Below are 21,388 nucleotides of genomic sequence, written 5' to 3' on the forward strand. Positions count from 1 at the left end.
CGTCCGTCTGTGATTACTTGCGCTCGACCTCGCGCATTTCGAAGGTCTCGATGATGTCGCCGATTTCGATGTCGTTGAAGGAGCCCAGGTTGATACCTGCCTCGTACCCCTCGGACACCTCGTTGACATCGTCCTTGAAACGACGCAGGGAAGATATCTCAAGGTCGTTGATGGTGACGACACCGTTGCGGGCGATACGAGCCTTGGTGCCGCGCTTGACCGTACCATCCTGGACCATGACACCCGCGATGTTGCCGAACTTGGAGGAGCGGAATATCTCGCGGATCTCGGAGTGGGAGGTGGTGGCCTCTTCGTACTCCGGCTTGAGCATACCCTTGAGGGCGGCCTCGATATCCTCGATGGCGTTGTAGATGACCGAGTAGTATTTGATCTCCACACCCTCGCGGTCCGCCAACTCCTGGACCTGACGGTTGGGACGCACGTTGAAGCCGATGATAACGGCCTTGTCGACGGTTGCCAGATTGACATCGTTCTGGGTGATGGCGCCCACACCGCGGTGAATCACCTGGATACCGACCTCGTCGGACACCTCGATCTTCATCAGGGAGTCTTCCAGCGCCTCGACGGAACCGGAGGAATCGCCCTTGATGACGATGTTGAGCATGTCGACCTCGGACTTTGCGAACTGCTCCTTCAGGCTTTCCAGGGAGACAACCTTGCGACGCTTGGCCAGCTGGGCCGCGCGGGCAGTGGCCTCACGCTTCTCCGCAATCTGGCGGGCTGTGCGGTCGTCAGGGGCGACAAGGAAGAGGTCGCCTGCGGTGGGCACGGAGGTGAGACCAAGCACCTGGACCGGGGTCGAGGGACCCGCAGCATCCATCTGCTTGCCGTTCTCATCCAACATGGCACGGACGCGGCCATAGGCCGAACCCGCCACGATGGCATCGCCCACGTGCAGGGTACCCTGCTGGACCAGCACGGTGGCTACAGCTCCACGGCCCTTGTCCAGTCGGGCCTCGACGGTGGCTCCTCGAGCATCCATGTCGGGATTGGCCCTCAGATCCAGGTCGGCATCAGCCGTCAAGAGAACGGCTTCGAGCAGCTTATCGACGTTGGTGCCCATCTTGGCGGAGATGTCGACGAACATGGTGTCGCCGCCGTACTCCTCGGAAACCAAACCGAACTCGGTCAGCTGTCCACGAACCTTTTCGGGGTTGGCCCCGTCCACATCGATCTTGTTGACCGCCACGACAATCGGCACATGCGCCGCCTGGGCGTGGTTGATGGCCTCGACCGTCTGGGGCATAACGCCGTCATCCGCAGCAACGACCAGAATCGCCACGTCGGTCAGCTCGGCACCTCGGGCTCGCATGGCCGTGAAGGCCTCGTGACCAGGAGTATCCAGGAAGGTGATCTTGCGATCCTCGCCCTCCAGCTTGACGGTGGCCTGGTAGGCACCGATCCTCTGGGTGATGCCACCGGCCTCGCTTGCCGTGGTGTTGGTCTGCCGGATGGTATCCAGCAGTCGCGTCTTACCGTGATCGACATGGCCCATGACCGTAACCACCGGAGGCCGCGGCTTCAGGTTCTCGTCGTCCTGGCTCAGCTGCTCCTCATCAAGGTCGATGTCAAACTGCTGAAGGAGTTCCTTGTCCTCCTCCTCGGCGGAGACGATCTTGATGTTCCAGCCAATCTCCTCACCCAGAATCTGGAAGGTGGCCTCGTCCAGGGATTGCGTGGCCGTAGCCATCTCGCCCAGGTGGAAGAGGACCGTGACCAGGGCCGCGGGATTGACGTTGATCTTGTCGGCCAGATCGGCCAGGGTTGCGCCCTGACGGAGCTGAACGGTACGGCCGTTACCGGCGGGGATGCGCACACCGCCGATGACAGGTGCCTTCATCTCCTGGAATTCTTGCCTCTTGGCCATCCGATTCTTACGGGCCTTGGAGGACTTGCCGCCCTGGCGCCCGAATGCACCTGCGGCACCGCCCCGGCCACGACCACGCGGGGCAGCGCTACCGCCACCAGGATGGAATCCGCCTGAAGCAGGAGTCGATGAGGCTCCGAACCTATTGCCACCACCCTGATGCTGCTGCTGTCCGGGGCGGTTATGGCCCCACTGGCCCGGCCGTGCTCCCTGGCCTCCCCTGGGAGCGCCGCCACCTCGACCATTGCGGAACCCACCATGACCGCCGCCCCTCCGGCCATCGTTGACGGTCGGTTTTGCCATGGGATGCGGCCTGGGGATATCAGAAGGAACCGGTGCCTTCATGCCCTGCTTGCGACTGAAGGGGTTATTGCCGGGCCTGGGTGCCGAAGCACCAGGACGCCCACCATGAGCCCCAGGAGTACCGGGAGCAGCTGCACCCGGACGACCACCACGCTGCGCTTGCGGGCCGGGACGGCCGGCGGAGGAGGCAGGCCTTGCCTGACGGGGCTGTCCGTCCTCACGGCCCTTGGAGGGCTGGGCCTGAGCTCCACGCTCTGGCCTGCCGTCCTCGCGGGACGAGGAGGAACCGGGCTTGGGTGCGTGTGCATCCGAAGACTGTTGGGGCTGAGACACAGGGGCCTCAGGCTGGGAGGCCTTACGGGACTGCCCTGGTTTGGGACTTGGGGCCCCAGGCTTGGGACCGGTTTCCGATGATGATGCCGCCGCGCCCGACTTGGCACTGGTGCGATTCGTCGAGGCTGCGCGGGCAGACTGTCCAGGCTTCGCTGCGCCCTCGGGGGAGGACTGGCCGGCCCCGCCCTGGGGGAATGAGCTCTTGAGCCGGCGAACCACCGGCGCTTCGACAGTGGAGGAAGCGGACTTGACGAACTCCCCCATGTCCTTCAGCTTTTCAAGGACAGTCTTGCTGTCCACGCCAAGTTCCTTGGCCAATTCATATACGCGTGCTTTGGGCACTTACTTTTCTCCTTTACCGGACCGCGCATATGAATGGCGCGATCACTCTTCCATGACGGCGAACATATCCTGTATCATCGTGCGACCATGATTGTGTTACCTCGTCTCAGTGCCGGAGCTGGGGGCATGGGCCACCAAGCTCGGAATATCAAGTCCAGCATACTCGCCTGGTCGGATGTTCCAGGTCACTTCTCTTCGTCGGTGGAAGAAGTCTCCCCCGTCGCTTGTTCGCGCAGTTTCTGCTGGCGAGCCTCCTCGGACTCGATGCCGATCTTCCAACCGGTCAGTTTGGCGGCAAGACGGGCGTTCTGCCCCTCCTTGCCGATGGCCAGTGAGAGCTGGGCATCCTTGATGAAGGCGATGGCCGTGCGGTTGGTCTCGCTGACGATTTCGACCTGCCTCACCACAGCGGGTGAGAGGGCCGCAGCCACATACTTTGCGGGGTCCTCGGACCAGTCGACGATGTCGATCTTCTCGGGTCCCAGGTTCTCCATGACGGCACGGACCCTAGCACCGGACGGGCCGATCAGAGCACCCTTGGGGTTGACCCCCTTGGAGGTGGCACGGACCGCAATCTTGGTGCGCGCACCGGCCTCGCGGGCGATGGACATGATGGAAACGGCCCCGGACACCAGCTCCGGCACCTCCCGCTCGAAGAGACGACGGACCAGTTCGGGATGGGACCGGGAAACCACAATCTCAGGCCCCTTGAGTCCACGGTTCACGTTGACCACATAGACCCTGATACGCTCGCCATGCCTGTAGCGTTCACCAGGAACCTGCTCGCGCCTGGGGAGGATGGCCTCCACGTCTCCTACGGCCACATGCACATTGCCCGGGTCATTGGCGTCCTGTTGGACCACGCCGGTAATCAGGTGTCCCTTCTGCCCGGAGAAGGCACCGAAAATCCGTTCATCCTCAGCCTGGCGGAAGAGCTGGCGAATAACCTGTCTTGCCGTGGAAGCGGCCAATCTGCCGAAGTCCTTGGGCGTGTCGTCGTATTCCTCCCCAAGGTCATATCCGGGGTGAGGATCGTATTCTGTGGGCTCCCGAGGGGTTTCGTCCTGGGCCCAGACGGTGAATGTACCTGCCCGTGAATCCAGTTCCACCCTGGCATGGCGGGCTGCATGCGGCGATTTCTGGTAGGCAAGCAAAAGGGCCTCGCTCAAGGCTTGGTCCAAGGTCTCGGCATCAATCCCTTGCTCGTTAGCCAGCTGATGAATCTCAGCCAGGTCCAGTTCCATGTCAAGACCTCCTATGAAGTTATCAGACCCTGCTTCTTCCTGGTCTGCAATCCCTACTATTCTAGCCATTCATGCAGACACTTCAGGATTTCCGCTCCTCCAGCTCTTCAGGGCGTTCGAGGGGGCGAATCCTCCGTCTCATGTCAGCGGCTTTTGCAGGACTTCTGCTGACTCCCGCCCTGACTGCATGTTCCAATCCCACCCCCATCAAGGTATCCGTCCAGGAGCCGGGCGGTCTCCGGACCAGTACCTGTGAAACCGCCTATTCCAGGGCCTCCACGCGGGAGCACCTGGATATGGGGCCTTTCGGTATCGCCACGGCGGAGTCTTATGAAGAAACCGCCCAGTCGTGGATAGATGCAGCCGTCGAGTGCCCCTCCAGACGTGATGAAGCGGCCGTCTATGCCGCCCGCGCCCATATGCGGGCCTGGCGCGTAAAGAGTGGGGATGCATCAGGGGCGAAGCCGTCCACAAGCCTCGCCATCTCCTCGTCCGACAACCTGGATACCGCCGCCGCAACCATGGGGAAGGAGGCGGCCACCCAGGCGGCCAAAGGCGAGGACATGGCTGGTTTCGCCATGTCGGTCCTGGCGGCACGCCATGCCGGCGCGGAATGGATGCTCTCCCTTTCGGACGCCCATACCACGGCCGGGCAGATTCTGGTCTCCCACCTGGAAGCCGACCCACGGCCAGGCACTTACTCGGTCCAGGAACTCCTGGCCCACCCTGACACCATCATCGACAAGGCCAACGGGCTTCGGGCCCCAACCACTGCCCTTGTGGAAATGAACGCGGCCCGTTCCATCCTGGCCTCCACCGATGCCATGTCCAAGACCACATCAGGAACCGGTAAGCACCAAGAAGGCTCGGCCGACGAGGCCGCCAGGAACCATCGGAAGGCCGTGCGGGAGTTGACCGACCTGGCCGTCTCCCACATATACCTCTCCCTGGCATTCGGTTACCCCAATACCAAGACGGCCATCTTCGCGCCACTCTCCGCATCCTGACCCCAGTTCCTCCCCCAGTTGGGCAGGTCGGGAATTAACCCGTGTTCCGGTTGATTTTCATGGTGTTGACGGTATCTAACGGTGTTAAGATAGAACGTGTTCCGAGCGGCTATTCCGTTGGAACACGGGGGGTATCACCAAGTCAGCGTAGGGGATGGTGAACACTGTTCCTGCTCCCCTGCGTTGACGGGTGTCCGGCATACGGCTGCCACCCTCACTGAGCCGTCCCGGTGATTCATCAGTCTGGTTCAACTGCTTGCATGGTGAGAGAAACCTGACGAATAGACCGCTTTCAGCCTCTCTTCGTTCTTCTACGGGACTCCGCACTCGAACATCTCCGTGCACGAGTCCGACAGAACATAAGAAAAAAGCCCCGGGAATCCCAGGGCTCTCATTGGCGGTTGAGGAGAGATTCGAACTCTCGGAGGGGGTTGCCCTCACACGCTTTCGAGGCGTGCTCCTTAGACCGCTCGGACACTCAACCAATGTCGTTGCACGACGCTGCCGAACAACAACTTTTCCATTATGCCACACCTTCCCCGTCTGACAAACCGCGTGGCGCAGGAGCAGAGCTACAGAGTACGCCTGGCCCGGATGGACGCAGCCCGTGCCGCTAACTGGTCGTCAGGAGGATACTGCACATGCTCAAGTGTCAGACCGCAAGCCGCAATGGGACCCGTCGATCCTTCCCGGACGGGATGCTCCACCTTATCGGCGAACCATGAGACGGACCGTTTGCCCAACCCGACTCGGAGCGAGGCATTGACCAGGGATCGGACCATGTTGTGGGCGAAGGCATCGGCCACAATCGTGAAGCAGACCAGCTCTGACTCCATCATCGGTGTGTCGTAGTTCATTCGGCCAGAGCCTGCACCCTCGATCGACTTGGCGGACGGTTCAATCAGCGAGCGTCTTTCAACCCTGTCCCAGTGTGCCAGCAGAACCTTCCGAATCGTGGTTCCACCCTCGTTGGCCGTGGCAAAGGACCCGAAGTCATGCAACCCCAGGCAGGAGCCAACCGCCTGGTTCATGGCCTCCAGATCAAGGTGCCCATCAACGGGAAGGACAAACCCGCGCATCCTTGGGTCCAGGTCTTCCGGCCGATCACAGACCCGATAGACGTAGGTGCGTTCAAGTGCGGAAAAGCGGGCATCAAACCCTGTTGGAGACGGGCAGAGATCATGAAGGGCAATATCAGAGGGCAGAAGATGCCGGAGCCGTCTCTTCAAGGCTTCTGCCGGGTCGACATCCATGTGGCCCCTGCAGGACTCCAGGATGGGTCGAGGCATATCCAGATGGCAGACCTGATGGGATGCATGCACACCGGTATCGGTCCGACCAGCCACCACCAGACGGGGGTTCCATACCGCTCCCTGGCTGCCTGCCCGTTTCCCCCGTTGATGGGTGACCAGGGCCAGGACTTCCTCCAGGCATCCCTGAACGGTCCTCAGCGAAGGTTGCCGGGCCCATCCATAGAAATTCCCTCCCTGGTAGGCCAGATCTAGGCGCAACCTGACGGTATCTGACGGTTCATCCGCCTCCGGGACGCCACCCTCTCTCAGATTCTCAGCCATCGGCTTTCCTTTGCTCTTGGTATGCCCTCCCCACACTCCAAGCCGGAGTCAACAAAACAAGAGGGACGGAATACGGAAGAGGGTCGGGATGTAACTCCCGACCCTCGTTCAGACCTGAACAGGCACCTGCCGGCGCCTGCTTCGAGGCTTACTTCTTGGAAGCCTCTTCGGCGTCCGCGGCCACGTCAGCTGCCTCTTCAGCAGCGTCTGTAGCTTCGTCAGCCTGATCAGCGGTCTTCTCCAGATCCTCGGCGGCCTCATCAGCCTGGGCCACATCCGCACCGGACTCATTGGCATCGACAGCCTGGTTCACGGCATCATCCGCAGCACCATCGGCGATGGCGGCATCGGCTGCTGCTGCAACCTCGGCATCCTCATCCTTGGCAGCCACCTTGGCGGCAGCCTCGGCCTCCTTGACGGTGGCCTTCTTGGCGGAGAGGGGCTCGGTCACGAGCTCGATCACAGCCTGCGGGGCGTTGTCTCCACGACGCGGAGCAATCTTGGTGATACGGGTGTATCCACCTTCACGCTGCTCCATCTGCTCTGCAATCTGGGTGAAGAGGATGTGGACCACGGACTTGTCGCGGATGACCCTCATGACCCTGCGGCGGGACGAAAGATCCCCACGCTTGGCGAAGGTGATCAGACGCTCGGCCAGAGGACGAAGCCTCTTGGCCTTAGGCAGGGTGGTGGTGATACGACCATGGGCAAACAGGCTGGTGGCCATGTTGGCCAGCATCAGCCGCTCATGGGCCGGGCTGGAGGCCAGACGTGGGCCCTTGCTGGGTTTTGGCATTGGATTATCTCCTTACAGGCCCCGGTGACCAGGTGGGCATTCGCCCGAACATCCGATCCCGGGGATCTCTTACTTCAGCGGGCGCCGCGACAGAACTCCGGCATCCGCTCCTACGAAGGCTGACGGCATCCTCACTCGTCATCAGGCGAGAAGAAGGTGCCTCCTTCGAGATTGTTGGCATCGAATCCCAAAGGCGAAGCCTTCAGGGAGAGACCCATGCTTTCGAGCTTCTCCTTGACCTCGTCGATGGACTTCATACCGAAGTTGCGGATGTCAAGCAGGTCCTGCTCGGTGTGCGAAACCAGCTCACCGATGGTATGGATACCTTCGCGCTTGAGGCAGTTGTATGAACGCTGCGTCAGGTTCAGGTCCTCAATCGGTACGGACATCTCCGGATCGGCCTCTTCCACGACCGGCTCCGGACCGACTTCCACGCCCTCGGCCTGGGTGTTGAGCTCACGGCAGAGACCGAAGAGCTCCACCAGGGTGGAACCTGCCGAGGCGACGGCATCACGCGGAGAGATGGCCGGCTTGGTCTCGACATCCAGGACCAGCTTGTCGAAGTCCGTGCGCTGCTCAACACGGGTGGCCTCGACCTTGTAGCTGACCTTCAGGACGGGCGAGTAGATGGAGTCGACCGGAATCCGGCCGATCTCGTCGCCGTCCTGCTTGTTGAGCTGAGCCTGGACATAGCCACGACCCCTCTCAACGGTGAACTCAATCTCCAGCTCCCCATCATCTGCCAGGGTGGCGATGTGGAGGTCGGGGTTGGCGATGGTGACGCCGGCCGGCGGGGTGATGTCCCCGGCGGTGGCCTCGCCCTTGCCGCTCTTACGCAGGTACATGACCACAGGCTCGTCGTACTCACTGGTCAGCACGATGCCCTTGATGTTGAGGAGGATCTCGGTCACGTCCTCTTCCACACCGGGCAGGGTGGTGAACTCATGCAGGGCTCCGGAAATACGGACCGAGGTGACGGCCGCACCGGGGATGGAGCTCAGCAGGGTACGTCGGAGCGAGTTGCCCAGTGTGTAACCAAAACCGGGCTCCAGGGGCTCGATGGTGAAGCGTGAGCGTTGGGCATTGACGACTTCTTCAGTAAGTGTCGGACGCTGTGCAATAAGCACTGTTGCTATCCTTTCAGCTCCGACCGGCGGTGCACACACCGGTCTTCGCGGGTGGATTCCATGGTTTTTCTAGTGCTCAGACGCGACGGCGCTTGGGGGGACGGACACCATTATGTGCCTGTGGAGTCACATCGGAGATGGAACCGACCTCGAGACCTGCGGACTGCAGGGAACGGATGGCGGTCTCACGACCCGAACCGGGGCCCTTGACGAAAACGTCCACCTTCTTGACGCCATGCTCCATGGCCTTGCGTGCGGCAGACTCCGCGGCCATACCCGCTGCGTAGGGCGTGGACTTACGGGAGCCCTTGAAACCGACATCGCCACCGGAGGCCCAGGCGACGACTGCGCCGGAGGGGTCAGTGATGGAGATGATGGTGTTGTTGAATGTTGACTTGATATGCGCCTGCCCGACGGGAACCGACTTGCGGTCCCTGCGACGAGGCTTGCGCGCGGCCTGCTTTGCTGCTGCCATTGATCCTCGTTTCCTTCTAACGAATTACTGAATTGCTTGCCCGGGACGGTCGGAGCACTGCTCCCCCGGTCCCGAATCCGGCCTTACTTGGTCGCCTTCTTCTTTCCGGCGACTGTGCGCTTCGGCCCCTTACGGGTACGGGCGTTGGTCTTGGTGCGCTGACCACGCACGGGCAGACCCCTGCGGTGGCGCTGGCCCTGATAGCAATTGATCTGGATCTTACGGCGAATATCGGCGTCAATCTCACGACGCAGATCACCCTCGATCTTATAGTTGCCTTCGAGGTAATCACGCAGCGTAATCAGCTGCTCATCCGTGAGATCCTTGACGCGGGTGTCCGGATTCACTCCGGTCGCGGCAAGTGTTTCCTTGGCACGAGTGCGCCCGACACCGAAGATATAGGTGAGGGCTATCTCGATGCGCTTCTCGTTGGGGATGTCGACTCCGGCAAGACGTGCCATTGCGATTCCTTTTGTTCTACGCAGGTCGTGCACCAAGTCATCCGGTCTCCCGGCCCGGGCCTGCGCACCCGGGGTTCAGCCTGTCGGCTGTGACTTAGCGCCTTTGTTACATTGCCGCTGGAAATCCGCTCAGCCCTGGCGCTGCTTGTGGCGCGGGTTTTTGCAGATCACCATGACGCGGCCGTGTCGACGAATCACGCGGCAGTTCTCGCAGATTCTCTTCACACTAGGGCTGACCTTCATGGTTTTCCTTTACTTGTGTACCTATCACTTGTACCGGTACGTAATACGACCGCGGTTCAGATCGTAGGGACTCATTTCAAGCACCACCCTGTCCTGGGGCAGGATACGGATGTAGTTCTTGCGCATCTTGCCTGAAATGGTGGCCAGGACAATGTGCTTGTTCTCGAGCTCGACGCGAAACATTGCATTCGGCAACGCCTCGACGACACGCCCTTCAACTTCAATCACACCATCTTTTGCCATAAGCCTTCTATCCGATCCTCGGCTGATTACACAACGTGTCAGAAGACACGCCAACTTGCAAGTATAGCACCTTCAATAGCGCTCAGTAAAGTGGCGTGTTGATATAGCAAAAAAAGCCGCACCCATACGACCCGCTATGCAATCCAATCATAGCAGCGTATCGGAACGGCTTCTCCAATCAGCCAGCAGACATGAAAAACCGCGGACCGATCGGTGGTGGAGATTACCCGATTCAGCCCGCGGAGCTTTTAAACCGCCCGGTACGCGCTCTTCAGCGCCTTGGCCATAGGGGAACCTCAGTCCTCGATGGCGATGGTCTTCTTGTTCTCGACCGGCTTGACACTGGCCTTGGGCAGGCTGATCGCCAAGGTCCCGTTGGTGTACTTGGCATGGATGTCTTCCTGACGGACCTGGTCGCCCACATAGAAACTCCTGGAGCATGAACCGGTGTACCGCTCACGCCGAATCCAGCGCCCCTTGTCGTCCTTGTCGCCCTGATCACCGCTCTTCTGGGCGGAGACCACCAGATACCCGTTCTCCAGGCGCAGTGCGATGTCCTTCTTGTCGAATCCAGGCATGTCCACATCGATCCGATACTGATCTTCCGTCTCGCGGACATCCGTATTCATCAGGATACTGTTCATTGCAAGCCCCTTTCCATCGCCCTGGCGACGGGAGTCATGCCAGTTGTTGAAGAAGGGATCGTCAAAGAAATCACCGAAAATCGAGTTGTTCATCAATGCAGGGAACATAGCCATCATTGCGCTCCTTCAGTACTGTCTGTCCGAATATCCCGGCAGCCGCCCCGCACCCCCACTCGGAAACACATGGATGGCGAGACATCCGAGGTCTTCGCCTCTTCGTTGCCTGTCACTGTATTCAATCCCCCAGGCACCCAGATCATGCCCGGATTTCACTCTGAGGCAAAAACTTGAGTGTACGTGACTCAAGTTTTGCTTCCGCGCATTCCGTCTGCCGAGAGATAACCGCCCATATGTCAGACACTTCAGGGCCGGACCCTTGTTTCCGCACAAGGCCGGACTTTAGAATGAAACCGATTTGCCAAACCGGCAACAGTGGATGGGGACACGATTCCCGCCGTGCAGCCGACTGTCAAGAACCATCAAGACTAAGGAGCCTTGTGTGTTTACCAACGAATACGTCAATCGCGTCTATCAGCAGGTAGAGCGCCGCGACGGCGACCAGCCCGAATTCCTCCAAGCCGTCCGCGAGGTGTTCGAGAGCCTGGAACCGGTTGTGTCCAAACATCCCGAATACGAGGCCAATGGCGTTCTGGAGCGCCTGGTCGAGCCTGAGCGGGTCGTCAAGTTCCGAGTGGCATGGACGGACGACCAGGGCGGAATCCAGGTCAATCGGGGTTACCGGGTCCAGTTCAACTCAGCCATCGGACCCTACAAGGGAGGGCTGCGCTTCCACCCCACGGTGACCGAGTCGGTTGTCAAGTTCCTGGGCTTCGAGCAGATTCTGAAGAACTCCCTGACCGGCCTGCCCATGGGCGGAGGCAAGGGAGGATCGGACTTCAACCCCAAGGGGCGCTCCGATGCCGAGGTCATGCGCTTCTGCCAGGCCTTCATGACCGAGCTCCAGCGCCACATCGGCCAGTTCACCGATGTCCCCGCCGGCGACATCAATGTGGGCGGTCGCGAAATCGGTTACCTCTTCGGCCAGTACAAGCGTCTGCGCGATGAGTACTCGGGGGTCCTCACCGGAAAGGACATGACATTCGGTGGGTCCCTGGCCCGTACCGAGGCCACCGGTTATGGTCTGTGCTACTACACCCAGGAGGCACTGAAGGCCCTGCATCAGGATTCCTTCCAGGGCAAGACCGTGGCCATCTCCGGGTCGGGCAATGTGGCCATCTTCGCCACTGAAAAGGCCCAGCAACTGGGTGCCAAGGTGGTGACCGCATCCGACTCCAACGGGTACATCCTCGACCCGAATGGTATCGATCTCGATATCGTGAAGGACATCAAGCTGGGCCACCGCGGCAGAATCAAGGAGTATGCCGACCGGGTCGACGGAGCCGAGTATCACGAGGGTTGCGAGGGGGTCTGGACCGTTCCCTGCGACATCGCGCTTCCCTGTGCCACCCAGAACGAAATCGACCAGGAATCCGCAAGGACCCTGGTTGCCAACGGATGCACCGTGGTCTGTGAGGGCGCGAACATGCCCTCCACCCCCGAGGCCATCGCCGTCTATCAGGACCATGGCGTGCTCTACGGTCCTGCCAAGGCCGCGAACGCAGGCGGCGTGGCCGTCTCAGGCCTGGAGATGAGCCAGAACTCCCTCCGTCTCCAGTGGACCTTCGACGAGGTGGACCAGCGGCTGAAGGACATCATGGCCGACATCTTCCAGAAGTCCTATGCGGCTTCCAAAGAGTACGGCACCCCCGGCGACCTGATGCTGGGTGCCAACGTGGCAGGATTCACCAAGGTCGCAGACGCAATGGTGGCCCAGGGCGTGCTCTGAACCGACCTGCCGAAGCGGAACAGCAAAAGAACCCGCTACCTGATTCTCCGGAAACATCAATGGAGGGGGCCGACTCATCAGGGTCGGCCCCCTCCATTACGTTCGGCACCTCCGACCACAATGAGGTCGGACACCTATCTCACTCCAGCTCCAGGGCACCCGTGTAGAGCTGGTAGTACTCCCCTCGCTTGGCAATCAGTTCATCATGGTTGCCGCGCTCGATGATACGGCCGTGGTCCAGCACCATGATCACGTCGGAGTTCCGGACCGTGGACAGCCTATGGGCTATGACGAAGACGGTCCTTCCCTGCATCAGGGCATCCATACCTCGTTGGACCACCTCTTCGGTCCTGGTGTCGATTGAAGACGTGGCCTCATCCAGAATCATGACCGGCGGGTCGGCAACGGCAGCCCTGGCAATTGATATCAGCTGCCGTTGCCCCTGGGAGAGGCCGCTCCCGTCCCCCTCCAAAACCGTCTGGTAACCCTGGGGAAGCATCCGGATGAAACTGTCCGCATTGGTCATCCTTGCCGCCTCGATGCACTCCTCATCCGTGGCATCCAGGCGCCCGTACCGGATGTTGTCGAGGACGGTGCCGGTGAAGAGATTGACATCCTGGAGAACAACGCCCAGGGAGCGGCGAAGATCCGGCTTGCGGATGTTCCTCACGTCTATCCCATCGTAGAGTATCTGCCCCTGCTGGATGTCATAGAAGCGGTTGATCAGATTGGTGATCGTGGTCTTGCCGGCACCGGTGGCTCCGACCAGGGCCACCTTCTGCCCGGGCTTGGCGAACCAGGTGATGTCATGCAGGACGGGGTTTTTCGGATCATAGCCGAAACCGACATCCGTGAACCGCACGTCCCCCTGGAGAAGGGTGTATCTACCGTCGGCCGAGGTGATGGCCTGGTCCTTGGCCTTAAGAGCCACATCCCGGGCATCGCCGGGGAGCTTCATGGCGGCCTCCAGCGAGCGCCTGCCGTCATCATCAGCGGCGCGCTTCCAAGCCCAGTGCCCGGTCTCATAATCGACAGGGGTCATGGTTCGTCCATCAGAGGCGAGCTCGACATGAACCAGACTGACCGAGCCCTGATCGGATTCCACAGGCTCGTCCATCAGGTCGAAAATCCGGGAGGCACCGGCCAGGGCCATCATGACCATGTTGAACTGCATGGACACCTGACCAATGGGATTGATGAACGACCGGGAGAGCGTCAGGAGGGAGACGATGGTCCCCAATGTGAGCGGCCCCTTTCCGGTCAGCCCCACGTTCCCCATGCCTGCAATGCCGGCGAGGCCACCAACGATGGCCAGGATGACATAGAGCAGGTACCCCATGTTGCCCACGACGGGCATGGTGACGTTCCCATAGGTGTTGGCTTGGGCCGAGGCGTGGAAGAGTTCCTCGTTCCGTGCCTCGAAGGCCTTCGCCGTGGCCTCCTCATGGTTGAAGACCTTGATGACCTTCTGCCCGTTTACGGCCTCCTCGACGAAGGCGTTGACCTGGCCGAGATAGCGCTGCTGATGAACGAAATACCGACCACTCCTGGTAACCAGGACCCGGACCACCACAATCAGGACCGCTGCAAAGACCAGGGTCAGGATGGTGAAGGGAATGGACAGCAAGAGCATGGAGATCAGAGCGGCCAGGGCGGAGAGGACCGAGGAGACCATCTGCGGGAAGGACTGGGAGATGGCCTGGCGGAGAGTGTCCGTGTCGTTGGTGTATCGGCTCATGGTGTCACCGTGTTCGTGGGTGTCGAAGAAGCCGATGGGCAACTCCTGCTGGTGGGCGAACATCTGGTCGCGGATGGTTTTCAGCGTGCCTTGCTCCACCCCGACTATGAGCCAATTCCAGAACCACGAGCAGAAGGTCCCCACCAGGTAGAGGCATCCCATCAGAATCAGCGTCCGCATCAGGGGGCCCCAATCCGGGTCGGTGACTCCCACCAGGGGAAGGATGTAGTGATCGATCAGGGGCTGGAGGAAGAAGGCGGATGCCGCCTGGGCCCCTGCGCTGATGATGATGCAAACCACAATCACGACCATCTGCCAGCGGTAGGCCATCAGATAACCCAGGAGGCGGCGGGTCGTTCCCGGTGCGGCCTTGTCCAGGCGGGGCTTGCGGTTCTTGAATGATCCGTCACTCATGGTCCTTGTCCTCCCCGTCCTTATTCCTGGTCTGTGATTCGTATATGGATCGGTATTCCTGACATGTTCGCAGGAGGTCTTGGTGCGTACCCTTATCGAGGATCCTCCCCTCCTCCAAAACCAGAATCATGTCCGCGTCCTCCACCGAAGCCAGCCGCTGGGAGATGATGATCTTGGTGGTGTCGGGAATCTCCTGCCTGAACGCCTGGCGAATCAGCTGGTCGGTCTTGGTATCCACGGCACTGGTGGAGTCGTCCAAAATCAGGATGTCCGGTTTTTTCAGCAGGGCCCGAGCTATGCAGAGACGCTGGCGCTGTCCGCCGGAAAGGTTGGACCCCCCCTCGTCCAGACGGGTCTGGTAGCCATCAGGGAACTCCCGTACAAAACCATCCGCCTGGGCCAGAGAGCAGGCATGTACCAGGTCCTCGTCGCTTGCCTGGGGGTTGCCCCAGCGCAGGTTTTCCGCAATGGTGCCGCTGAAGAGGACGTTCTTCTGGAGCACCATGGCCACCTGGTCGCGCAGGACCGTCAGGTCGTACCGGCGCACATCCACACCACCTACCTGAAGCGATCCCTCGGTCACGTCATAGAGGCGGGGAATGAGCTGGACCAGGCTGGATTTGGAGGCCCCTGTCCCGCCTACGATGCCCAGAGTCGAGCCGGAAGGAACGTCCAGGTCGATGTGGCTCAGCACGGGGCGCTCCGACCGATCCGAATAGCGGAAGGTCACATCCTGGAACCTGATGGACCCGTCGGCAACCTCCATGACGGGATCTGCGGGATCCTGCACGGTGCTCACCTCTTGCAGGACCTGGCAGATACGCTCGGCTGAGGCCTGGGAGATGACGACCATGACCACAATCATGGAGACCATGTTCATGGCCATCATAATCTGAATGGCATAGGTGACCAGGGCAGTCAGATCACCCGTGGTCAGACCCAGGGAGGCGTTGTTGCCGGAGGCCACGATCTGTGAGGCACCCATCCAGGATATGACCAGGAGAGAGGCATAGATGCAGAAGTTGAGGAGGGCGGGATTCAGGCTCATAATTCGCTCGGCCTTGCAGAAGGCCCGGTATATGGACTGGGAAATCCTGCCGAACTTGCCCTCCTCATAGTCCTCCCGGTTGTAGGACTTGACCACACGGATGCCTTGAAGGTTCTCATCCACCACATTGTTGAGCCGGTCGTAGGTGTGGAAAACCCGCTCGAATATCGGATGGACCAGAAGGGAAAGACCGATCAGGCCAAGGCCGAGGATGGGGATGACGATCAGGAAGACCAACGATATGGGTTTGGATATCCTGAAAGAGAAGAACCAGGCCACAATAACCATGATCGGTGCCCTGACACCGACCCTGATAACCATCTGGTAGGCGTTCTGCAGGTTGGTCACGTCGGTGGTCAGTCTGGTGATGATGGACCCGGTGGAGAACCTGTCGATGTTGGTGAAACCGAAGGACTGCACCTGGGCGAAGAGGTCACTGCGGACGTTCTTTGCGAGGCCAGAGGATGCAATCGCCGCGTACCTTCCGGACATGAATCCCGAGAAGAGGGAGACCGCCGAGCAGAGCAGCAGTATCAGTCCGAATTTTATGATGGCCGGCATGGAGCGTCCTGATACACCCTGATCAATCAGGGAGGCCATGATGGTCGGTATCACTATCTCCAGGACGCTTTCAAGGAAAACAAAGCCCGGCGCCAGCAGGCTTGCCTTCTTGTATTCGCGCAGAGAACCCAGAATGGTGCGGACGGTGTGCTGCGGGTGGGCTGGTTCTTGCCTGTCCGATTCCGTCTCGGATGTAGTAGAACCCTTCAAATTGCCCTCCCTGGTTTCTGTGCGGTCTCATCCATACCGGCTTCTGCATTCGGCAGGCATGGGAATGAACGAATCAACGCTACCACTTTGTTCTTTCCTATTGGGGTAACTAGGGCTGGTATTCAACCATTCACGAAAAAGGAAGTTGCACGACCGTTCAGGTCATGCAACTTCCTTGAAGAATATGCCGGTCAGATGACGCCGGAACCGGAGGCCAGCCGCCGGGAGCCGGATGGCTCATCCATCCCGCCGCGCAAACGGACGTGTCTGCTTATCGCGGCGCACATCCTCAAAGGTCAGCGCCTGTCCAGCTCTTCGATGATGGTCTGGGAGATCCTGTCGACCTCGCCCTGTCCATCGACTGCAACCAGGAGATCACGGGACTTGTAGGTGTCCAGAAGAGGTGCGGTTTTCTCGGCGTAGATATCCAGACGCTTGGCGATGGCCTCGGGGGTATCGTCAGCGCGCCCCTCCTCCTCTGCACGCTTGGCAATGCGCTTCATCAGGATGTCATGATCGGCATCCAGGGCGACCACGGCCGTAAGGGGGGTACCCAGCTCCTGGAGCATCTGGTCCAAGGCTTCAACCTGCGAGGAAGAGCGGGGGTATCCGTCCAGAATCCACCCCTGAGCGGCATCTTCCATACCCAGCCGGTCCTTGACGATCTTATTGGTCAGCTCGTCGGGCACCAGTTCACCCTTGTCGGTATAGGCCTTGGCCTGCATGCCCAGCTCCGTACCGTTCTTCAGGTTGTATCGGAAGATGTCACCGGTGGAGATGGCGGGTATGCCGTAATGCTTGCTGAGCAGGGCCGCCTGAGTACCCTTGCCCACTCCCTGCGGTCCCATGATCAACAGTCGCTGTACCATTCCTCGTCCTTTGCTCGAGTCCTTGTCTATCCGGTCCCCGACGCGTCAGCCGCGCGGAACCCTCATCTACGTATGTTAGCGGTTGCACGGTCCAAAGCGGCCATTCCCTAAACCAGGAAGGTCCGGCCACCGGCATGGTGGTCGGACCTTCAACTCTTCTTCAGCCGAATCGGATCGGAACCGACAGGAGGAATCAGCCTTCCTTGTGGTCCCCGTCCAGGAGGAACCCGGTGTACTGGAACTGCTCGGTCTGTGCCTTGGCCTGCCGTAGGGTGTCCAGGCCGACACCAGCGATGATCAGGACGGTGGTACCGCCGAAGGGCAGCTTCGAGTTGATCTTGAGCAACATGATCAGGACGGTGGGAATCAGAGCCACGAAGAGCAGATAGATGGCGCCCACGGTGTTGAGCCTGTTCATGACGTAGCTCAGGTACTGGCTGGTGGCACGTCCTGCCCTGATGCCGGGAATGAAGCCACCGTACTCCTTCATATTGTCGGCGGTCTCATCCGGGTTGAAGGTAATCGACGTGTAGAAGAAGCAGAAGAAGACGATCATGACCGAGTAGAGGGCGATGTACCAGACCGACGTGGTGTTGGCAAGGTTCTCGTCTATCCACTTGACCCAGTTCTGCTCAGGCTTGCCGAACTGCGCAATCAGGGTGGGGATGGCCAGAATCGAAGAGGCGAAGATCGGCGGGATGACACCCGACATGTTGACCTTCAGCGGAAGATAGGTGGAGGATCCCCCGTACATCTTCCTGCCGATCATACGGCGGGTGTACTGAACGGGAATGCGGCGCTGGGCCAGCTCCACGAAGTCGACGAAGATAAGAATGAAGACCAGAACGGCAACGACGATGCCGAACTTGGTCCAGTCGCCGTTCTTGCCGGTGGTTCCCCATCCGATGTTCCAGAGCTGGGGCAGGAAGCCCGAGCAGATGGAGGTGAAAATGAGCACCGACATACCGTTGCCGATGCCCTTCTCGGTGATGAGCTCGGCCATCCACATAATCAGACCGGTGCCACCAGTCATAATCAGAACCATAACGACCAGGTTCCATACAGAGCTGTCAGGAATGACCTGACTCTGGCAGGCCCCGTTGAAGAGGGCCCCGGACCGTGCAGTGACCAGGATGGTCGTGGACTGGAGGATGGCCAGGCCGATGGTCAGATACCTGGTGTACTCAGTCAGCTTGGCCTCACCCGACTGCCCCTCCTTGTGCAGGGCCTCGAAGCGAGGAATGACCACACGAAGGAGCTGAACCACGATGGAAGCCGTGATGTAGGGCATGATGCCCAGTGCAAAGATGGAGAGCTGGAGCAGGGCTCCACCCGAGAAGAGGTTGACCAGGCCGATGAAGTCCTCGTTGCCCGCTGTCGTAATGCACTTCTGCACCGCAGGGTAGTCCACTCCGGGGGTCGGTATGAAAGAACCGATCCGATAGATGATGATGATACCGAAGACGAAGAGGATTTTCTTCCTCAACTCCTTGGTCCTGAAGGCCTGGATTAACGTCCTCACCTATGTTCCTTCCCTACCGCGCCTGAGACCTGCCCTAAAGCCGCGCTCATCTTTTGCTCAATCCAGCATAACCGATGGGTCAGTCATACCGGCTCGAAATTGGAATCGGCCCTCACCCGTAGAACGGGGAGGACCGATGAACCATTCCTGCCAGGCAGGTTATGTCCCCTCCGACTTTCAGTCTTCGGAGATGGACCCGCCTGCCGCCTCGATCTTGCTCTTGGCAGTGGCCGAAGCCTTCATGCCCTTGAGGGTGAAGGCCGACTTGGCCTCACCTTCGCCGAGGACCTTGACCGGGCAGCCCTTGCGGACCGCCCCGCCCTTGACCAGATCATCGACCGTGATCTCGCCGCCCTTGGGGAAGAGCTCGCTCAATGCGTTGAGGTTGACAACCTGATACTGCTTCTTGAAAGGGCTACGGAATCCACGCAGCTTGGGCAGCCTCATGTACAGAGGCAGCTGGCCGCCTTCGAATCCGGGGCGCACCTGATAGCGCGCCTTGGTGCCCTTCATGCCACGGCCCGAGGTCTTACCCTTGGAACCTTCGCCTCGACCCACGCGAATGCGGTCACGCTTGGCTCCGGGAGCCGGGCGCAGATCATGCATCTGCAGAATCGTGGGCTCTTGCTTCTCGCTAGCCATTGTCAGTCAGCCTCCTCTACGGTGACCAGGTGGCGGACCTTGTTGGCCATGCCCCTGTAGACGGGCGTGTCCTCACGAATGACGGACTGCCCGATCTTGTGCAGACCCAGGGACTTGACGTTTTCCTTCTGGCGTGCAGTTGTGTGCACGAGGCCCTTGGTCAGTGTGATCTTGATCTGCTTGGCCATCACTCACCTGCCTTAGCGTCGTCGTTAGCCTTGTCCTTGGCCTCTTCACGCTCCTTGCGGGCCTCGGCAATGCCGGCGGCACGTGCGCGGAGCAGGGAATCGGGTGCAACCTCTTCCAGGGGCAGACCACGGCGGGCCGCAATCTCCTCGGGCTCCTCCAGCTGCTTCAGGGCATCCACGGTGGCGCGAACCATGTTGACGGCCGTTGCCGAACCCATGGACTTGCTGAGGATGTCGGTGATGCCGGCGCACTCCAGGACGGCGCGGACCGGGCCACCGGCGATAACGCCGGTACCGGGGGCCGCAGGCCTCAGGAGGACGGTACCTGCTGCATCGTGGCCAATCACCGGATGGGTGACGGTGCCACGGATGCGGGGAACCGTGAACATGTGCTTCTTGGCGTCCAGCTGACCCTTGGCGATGGCTGCCGGAACCTCACGGGACTTACCGTAGCCGACACCGACGGTGCCCTTGCCATCACCCACGACCACGAGGGCCGCGAAGCTGAAGGTACGTCCACCCTTGTGGACCTTGGACACACGGTTGATGGTCACGACCTTGTCCAGGAGATCATCCCGGTTATCGTCACGATCGCGACGGCCACGGCGACCGTCACGACGACCATCCCGGGAACCGCCACGGCGACCGCCACGGCGGTCATCGTTCCGGTCGTTCCTGCCACCCTGGCTGGACTGAGTGTTCTTGGAATCTTCAGTCACCTGGGTTGTTTCCTTCGTGTTCTCGTTGTCGCTCACAGTGCCAAACCTCCCTCACGGGCGCCTTCTGCAACCGCTGCGACCCTGCCATGGTACTTGTTGCCGCCACGGTCGAAGACCACGGCGGTGATGCCGGCATCCTTGGCCTTGGCCGCAATCTGCTCGCCCACCTTGCGGGCTGCTTCGGTCTTGGTTCCCTCGAAGGAGGAATAATCCGAGGCCATCGTCGACTCGCTCACCAGGGTGACGCCCTTGGAGTCGTCGACGATCTGGGCGATCATGTTGCGGTTGGTACGGGTGACCACCAGACGAGGACGCTCTGCGGTTCCCACCACGCGCTTGCGCAGACGGGCGTGACGACGCAGGCGGGCTACCTTCTTGCCTTTACCTAGAATCGTGACTGTCATATCACTTACCAGCCTTTCCGGCCTTGCGCATGATGTGCTCATCGGCGTACTTGATGCCCTTGCCCTTGTAGGGTTCGGGGGCGCGCAGGCGGCGGATGTTGGCCGCAGCCTGACCGACGGCCTGCTTGTCGATGCCGGAGACAATCACCTCGTTGGCGTTCGGGGTCTCGAAGGTGATGCCTTCCGGGGGGTTCACGGTGATGGTGTGGGAATAACCGAGAGAGAACTCCAGGCTCTTGCCCTTGGCCACCACGCGGTAACCGGTACCTACGATCAGCAGGTGCTTCTTGTACCCCTTGGAGACGCCCTCGACCATGGAGGCCACGATGGAGCGGCTCAGGCCATGCTTGGCCCTGGTGGGACGCTCATCATTGACCGGAACCATGATGATCTGGTTGTCTTCGACCTTGCCTTCCACCCCGTCGGGGATGGTGTAGCTGCTGGAGCCCTTGGGACCCTTGACCGCGAATTCCTGGCCATTGATGGAGACTTCCACACCTGCCGGTACGGCGATGGGGAGCTTACCGATATGCGATGCCATGTTCAG

Annotated in this window: 21 protein-coding genes and 1 tRNA gene; 2 read left to right on the plus strand and 20 right to left on the minus strand. The window is 60.4% G+C overall.

The annotated features are described in order from the left end of the window. Nucleotides 1–13: 13 nt before the first annotated feature. Nucleotides 14–2,866, minus strand: coding sequence for a translation initiation factor IF-2 (gene infB, locus H3V08_RS05065; RefSeq protein ID WP_198181813.1), 2,853 nt, complete (start codon nt 2,864–2,866; stop codon nt 14–16). Between the two features lie 185 nt (nt 2,867–3,051). Further along, on the minus strand, nt 3,052–4,110 hold the full coding sequence (gene nusA, locus H3V08_RS05070; RefSeq protein ID WP_033497632.1) for a transcription termination factor NusA: 1,059 nt from the start codon (nt 4,108–4,110) through the stop codon (nt 3,052–3,054). A gap of 71 nt (nt 4,111–4,181) precedes the next feature. Here nusA and H3V08_RS05075 point away from each other — a divergent pair, with 71 nt between their 5' ends. Next, a complete protein-coding gene (locus tag H3V08_RS05075) occupies nt 4,182–5,117 on the plus strand; it encodes a hypothetical protein (RefSeq protein WP_198181814.1) in 936 nt (311 codons plus the stop codon). Between the two features lie 395 nt (nt 5,118–5,512). Here the strand turns inward: H3V08_RS05075 and H3V08_RS05080 are convergent. From H3V08_RS05080 to H3V08_RS05120, 9 genes are all read right to left on the minus strand, one after another. Continuing rightward, nucleotides 5,513–5,601 (minus strand) — tRNA-Ser (locus tag H3V08_RS05080). Nucleotides 5,602–5,689: 88 nt separating this feature from the next. After that, nucleotides 5,690–6,691: a tRNA pseudouridine synthase A gene (locus tag H3V08_RS05085; protein ID WP_198181815.1), complete on the minus strand. Its 1,002-nt coding sequence runs from the start codon at nt 6,689–6,691 to the stop codon at nt 5,690–5,692. A gap of 148 nt (nt 6,692–6,839) precedes the next feature. Next, on the minus strand, nt 6,840–7,487 hold the full coding sequence (gene rplQ, locus H3V08_RS05090; protein WP_198181816.1) for a 50S ribosomal protein L17: 648 nt from the start codon (nt 7,485–7,487) through the stop codon (nt 6,840–6,842). 131 nt (nt 7,488–7,618) lie between these two features. After that, nucleotides 7,619–8,614 (minus strand): DNA-directed RNA polymerase subunit alpha, encoded by a 996-nt coding sequence (locus H3V08_RS05095; protein WP_033490629.1) that lies wholly within the window; start codon nt 8,612–8,614, stop codon nt 7,619–7,621. Nucleotides 8,615–8,690: 76 nt separating this feature from the next. Further along, nucleotides 8,691–9,089: a 30S ribosomal protein S11 gene (gene rpsK / locus H3V08_RS05100; RefSeq protein ID WP_015022328.1), complete on the minus strand. Its 399-nt coding sequence runs from the start codon at nt 9,087–9,089 to the stop codon at nt 8,691–8,693. 83 nt (nt 9,090–9,172) lie between these two features. Beyond that, entirely contained in the window at nt 9,173–9,550 is a 378-nt protein-coding gene (gene rpsM / locus H3V08_RS05105) for a 30S ribosomal protein S13 (protein ID WP_015022329.1), read from the minus strand. 129 nt (nt 9,551–9,679) lie between these two features. Next, entirely contained in the window at nt 9,680–9,793 is a 114-nt protein-coding gene (gene rpmJ, locus H3V08_RS05110; RefSeq protein WP_015022330.1) for a 50S ribosomal protein L36, read from the minus strand. A gap of 24 nt (nt 9,794–9,817) precedes the next feature. Then, a complete protein-coding gene (infA, locus tag H3V08_RS05115; protein ID WP_004268611.1) occupies nt 9,818–10,036 on the minus strand; it encodes a translation initiation factor IF-1 in 219 nt (72 codons plus the stop codon). Between the two features lie 296 nt (nt 10,037–10,332). Further along, nucleotides 10,333–10,794, minus strand: a complete 462-nt coding sequence (locus H3V08_RS05120) for an Hsp20/alpha crystallin family protein (RefSeq protein WP_110445279.1) — start codon at nt 10,792–10,794, stop codon at nt 10,333–10,335. 385 nt (nt 10,795–11,179) lie between these two features. Between H3V08_RS05120 and gdhA the strand changes: the two genes are divergently transcribed. Then, complete coding sequence (gene gdhA, locus H3V08_RS05125; protein WP_198181817.1) at nt 11,180–12,526, plus strand: NADP-specific glutamate dehydrogenase; 1,347 nt, start codon at nt 11,180–11,182, stop codon at nt 12,524–12,526. 139 nt (nt 12,527–12,665) lie between these two features. Here the strand turns inward: gdhA and H3V08_RS05130 are convergent, their stop codons facing one another. The 9 genes from H3V08_RS05130 to rplF all read right to left on the minus strand — a co-directional run bounded on the left by H3V08_RS05130 (nt 12,666) and on the right by rplF (nt 21,382). Then, the gene (locus H3V08_RS05130) at nt 12,666–14,678 is read right to left on the minus strand and encodes an ABC transporter ATP-binding protein (RefSeq protein ID WP_198181818.1); all 2,013 of its coding nucleotides are present in this window, start codon (nt 14,676–14,678) and stop codon (nt 12,666–12,668) included. Next, nucleotides 14,671–16,497 (minus strand): ABC transporter ATP-binding protein, encoded by a 1,827-nt coding sequence (locus H3V08_RS05135; protein WP_198181819.1) that lies wholly within the window; start codon nt 16,495–16,497, stop codon nt 14,671–14,673. The genes H3V08_RS05130 and H3V08_RS05135 overlap by 8 nt, the downstream gene beginning before the upstream one ends. A gap of 296 nt (nt 16,498–16,793) precedes the next feature. Further along, nucleotides 16,794–17,366 carry an adenylate kinase gene (locus H3V08_RS05140; protein WP_198181820.1) on the minus strand — a complete coding sequence of 191 codons (573 nt, stop codon included), beginning with the start codon at nt 17,364–17,366 and terminating at the stop codon, nt 16,794–16,796. A gap of 193 nt (nt 17,367–17,559) precedes the next feature. Beyond that, nucleotides 17,560–18,888: a preprotein translocase subunit SecY gene (gene secY / locus H3V08_RS05145; RefSeq protein ID WP_033490640.1), complete on the minus strand. Its 1,329-nt coding sequence runs from the start codon at nt 18,886–18,888 to the stop codon at nt 17,560–17,562. Nucleotides 18,889–19,065: 177 nt separating this feature from the next. Beyond that, nucleotides 19,066–19,530, minus strand: a complete 465-nt coding sequence (gene rplO, locus H3V08_RS05150) for a 50S ribosomal protein L15 (protein WP_033497622.1) — start codon at nt 19,528–19,530, stop codon at nt 19,066–19,068. 2 nt (nt 19,531–19,532) lie between these two features. Beyond that, nucleotides 19,533–19,718 carry a 50S ribosomal protein L30 gene (rpmD, locus tag H3V08_RS05155; RefSeq protein ID WP_033490643.1) on the minus strand — a complete coding sequence of 62 codons (186 nt, stop codon included), beginning with the start codon at nt 19,716–19,718 and terminating at the stop codon, nt 19,533–19,535. Further along, entirely contained in the window at nt 19,718–20,473 is a 756-nt protein-coding gene (gene rpsE, locus H3V08_RS05160) for a 30S ribosomal protein S5 (protein ID WP_033490644.1), read from the minus strand. Before rpsE ends, rpmD begins: the two co-directional genes overlap by 1 nt. After that, on the minus strand, nt 20,470–20,841 hold the full coding sequence (gene rplR, locus H3V08_RS05165; RefSeq protein ID WP_033490648.1) for a 50S ribosomal protein L18: 372 nt from the start codon (nt 20,839–20,841) through the stop codon (nt 20,470–20,472). Before rplR ends, rpsE begins: the two co-directional genes overlap by 4 nt. A gap of 1 nt (nt 20,842) precedes the next feature. Beyond that, entirely contained in the window at nt 20,843–21,382 is a 540-nt protein-coding gene (gene rplF / locus H3V08_RS05170; protein WP_033490650.1) for a 50S ribosomal protein L6, read from the minus strand. Nucleotides 21,383–21,388 lie beyond the last annotated feature (6 nt).

Source organism: Bifidobacterium sp. M0307 (assembly GCF_016100445.1).
Taxonomy (GTDB): Bacteria; Actinomycetota; Actinomycetes; order Actinomycetales; family Bifidobacteriaceae; genus Bombiscardovia; species Bombiscardovia coryneformis.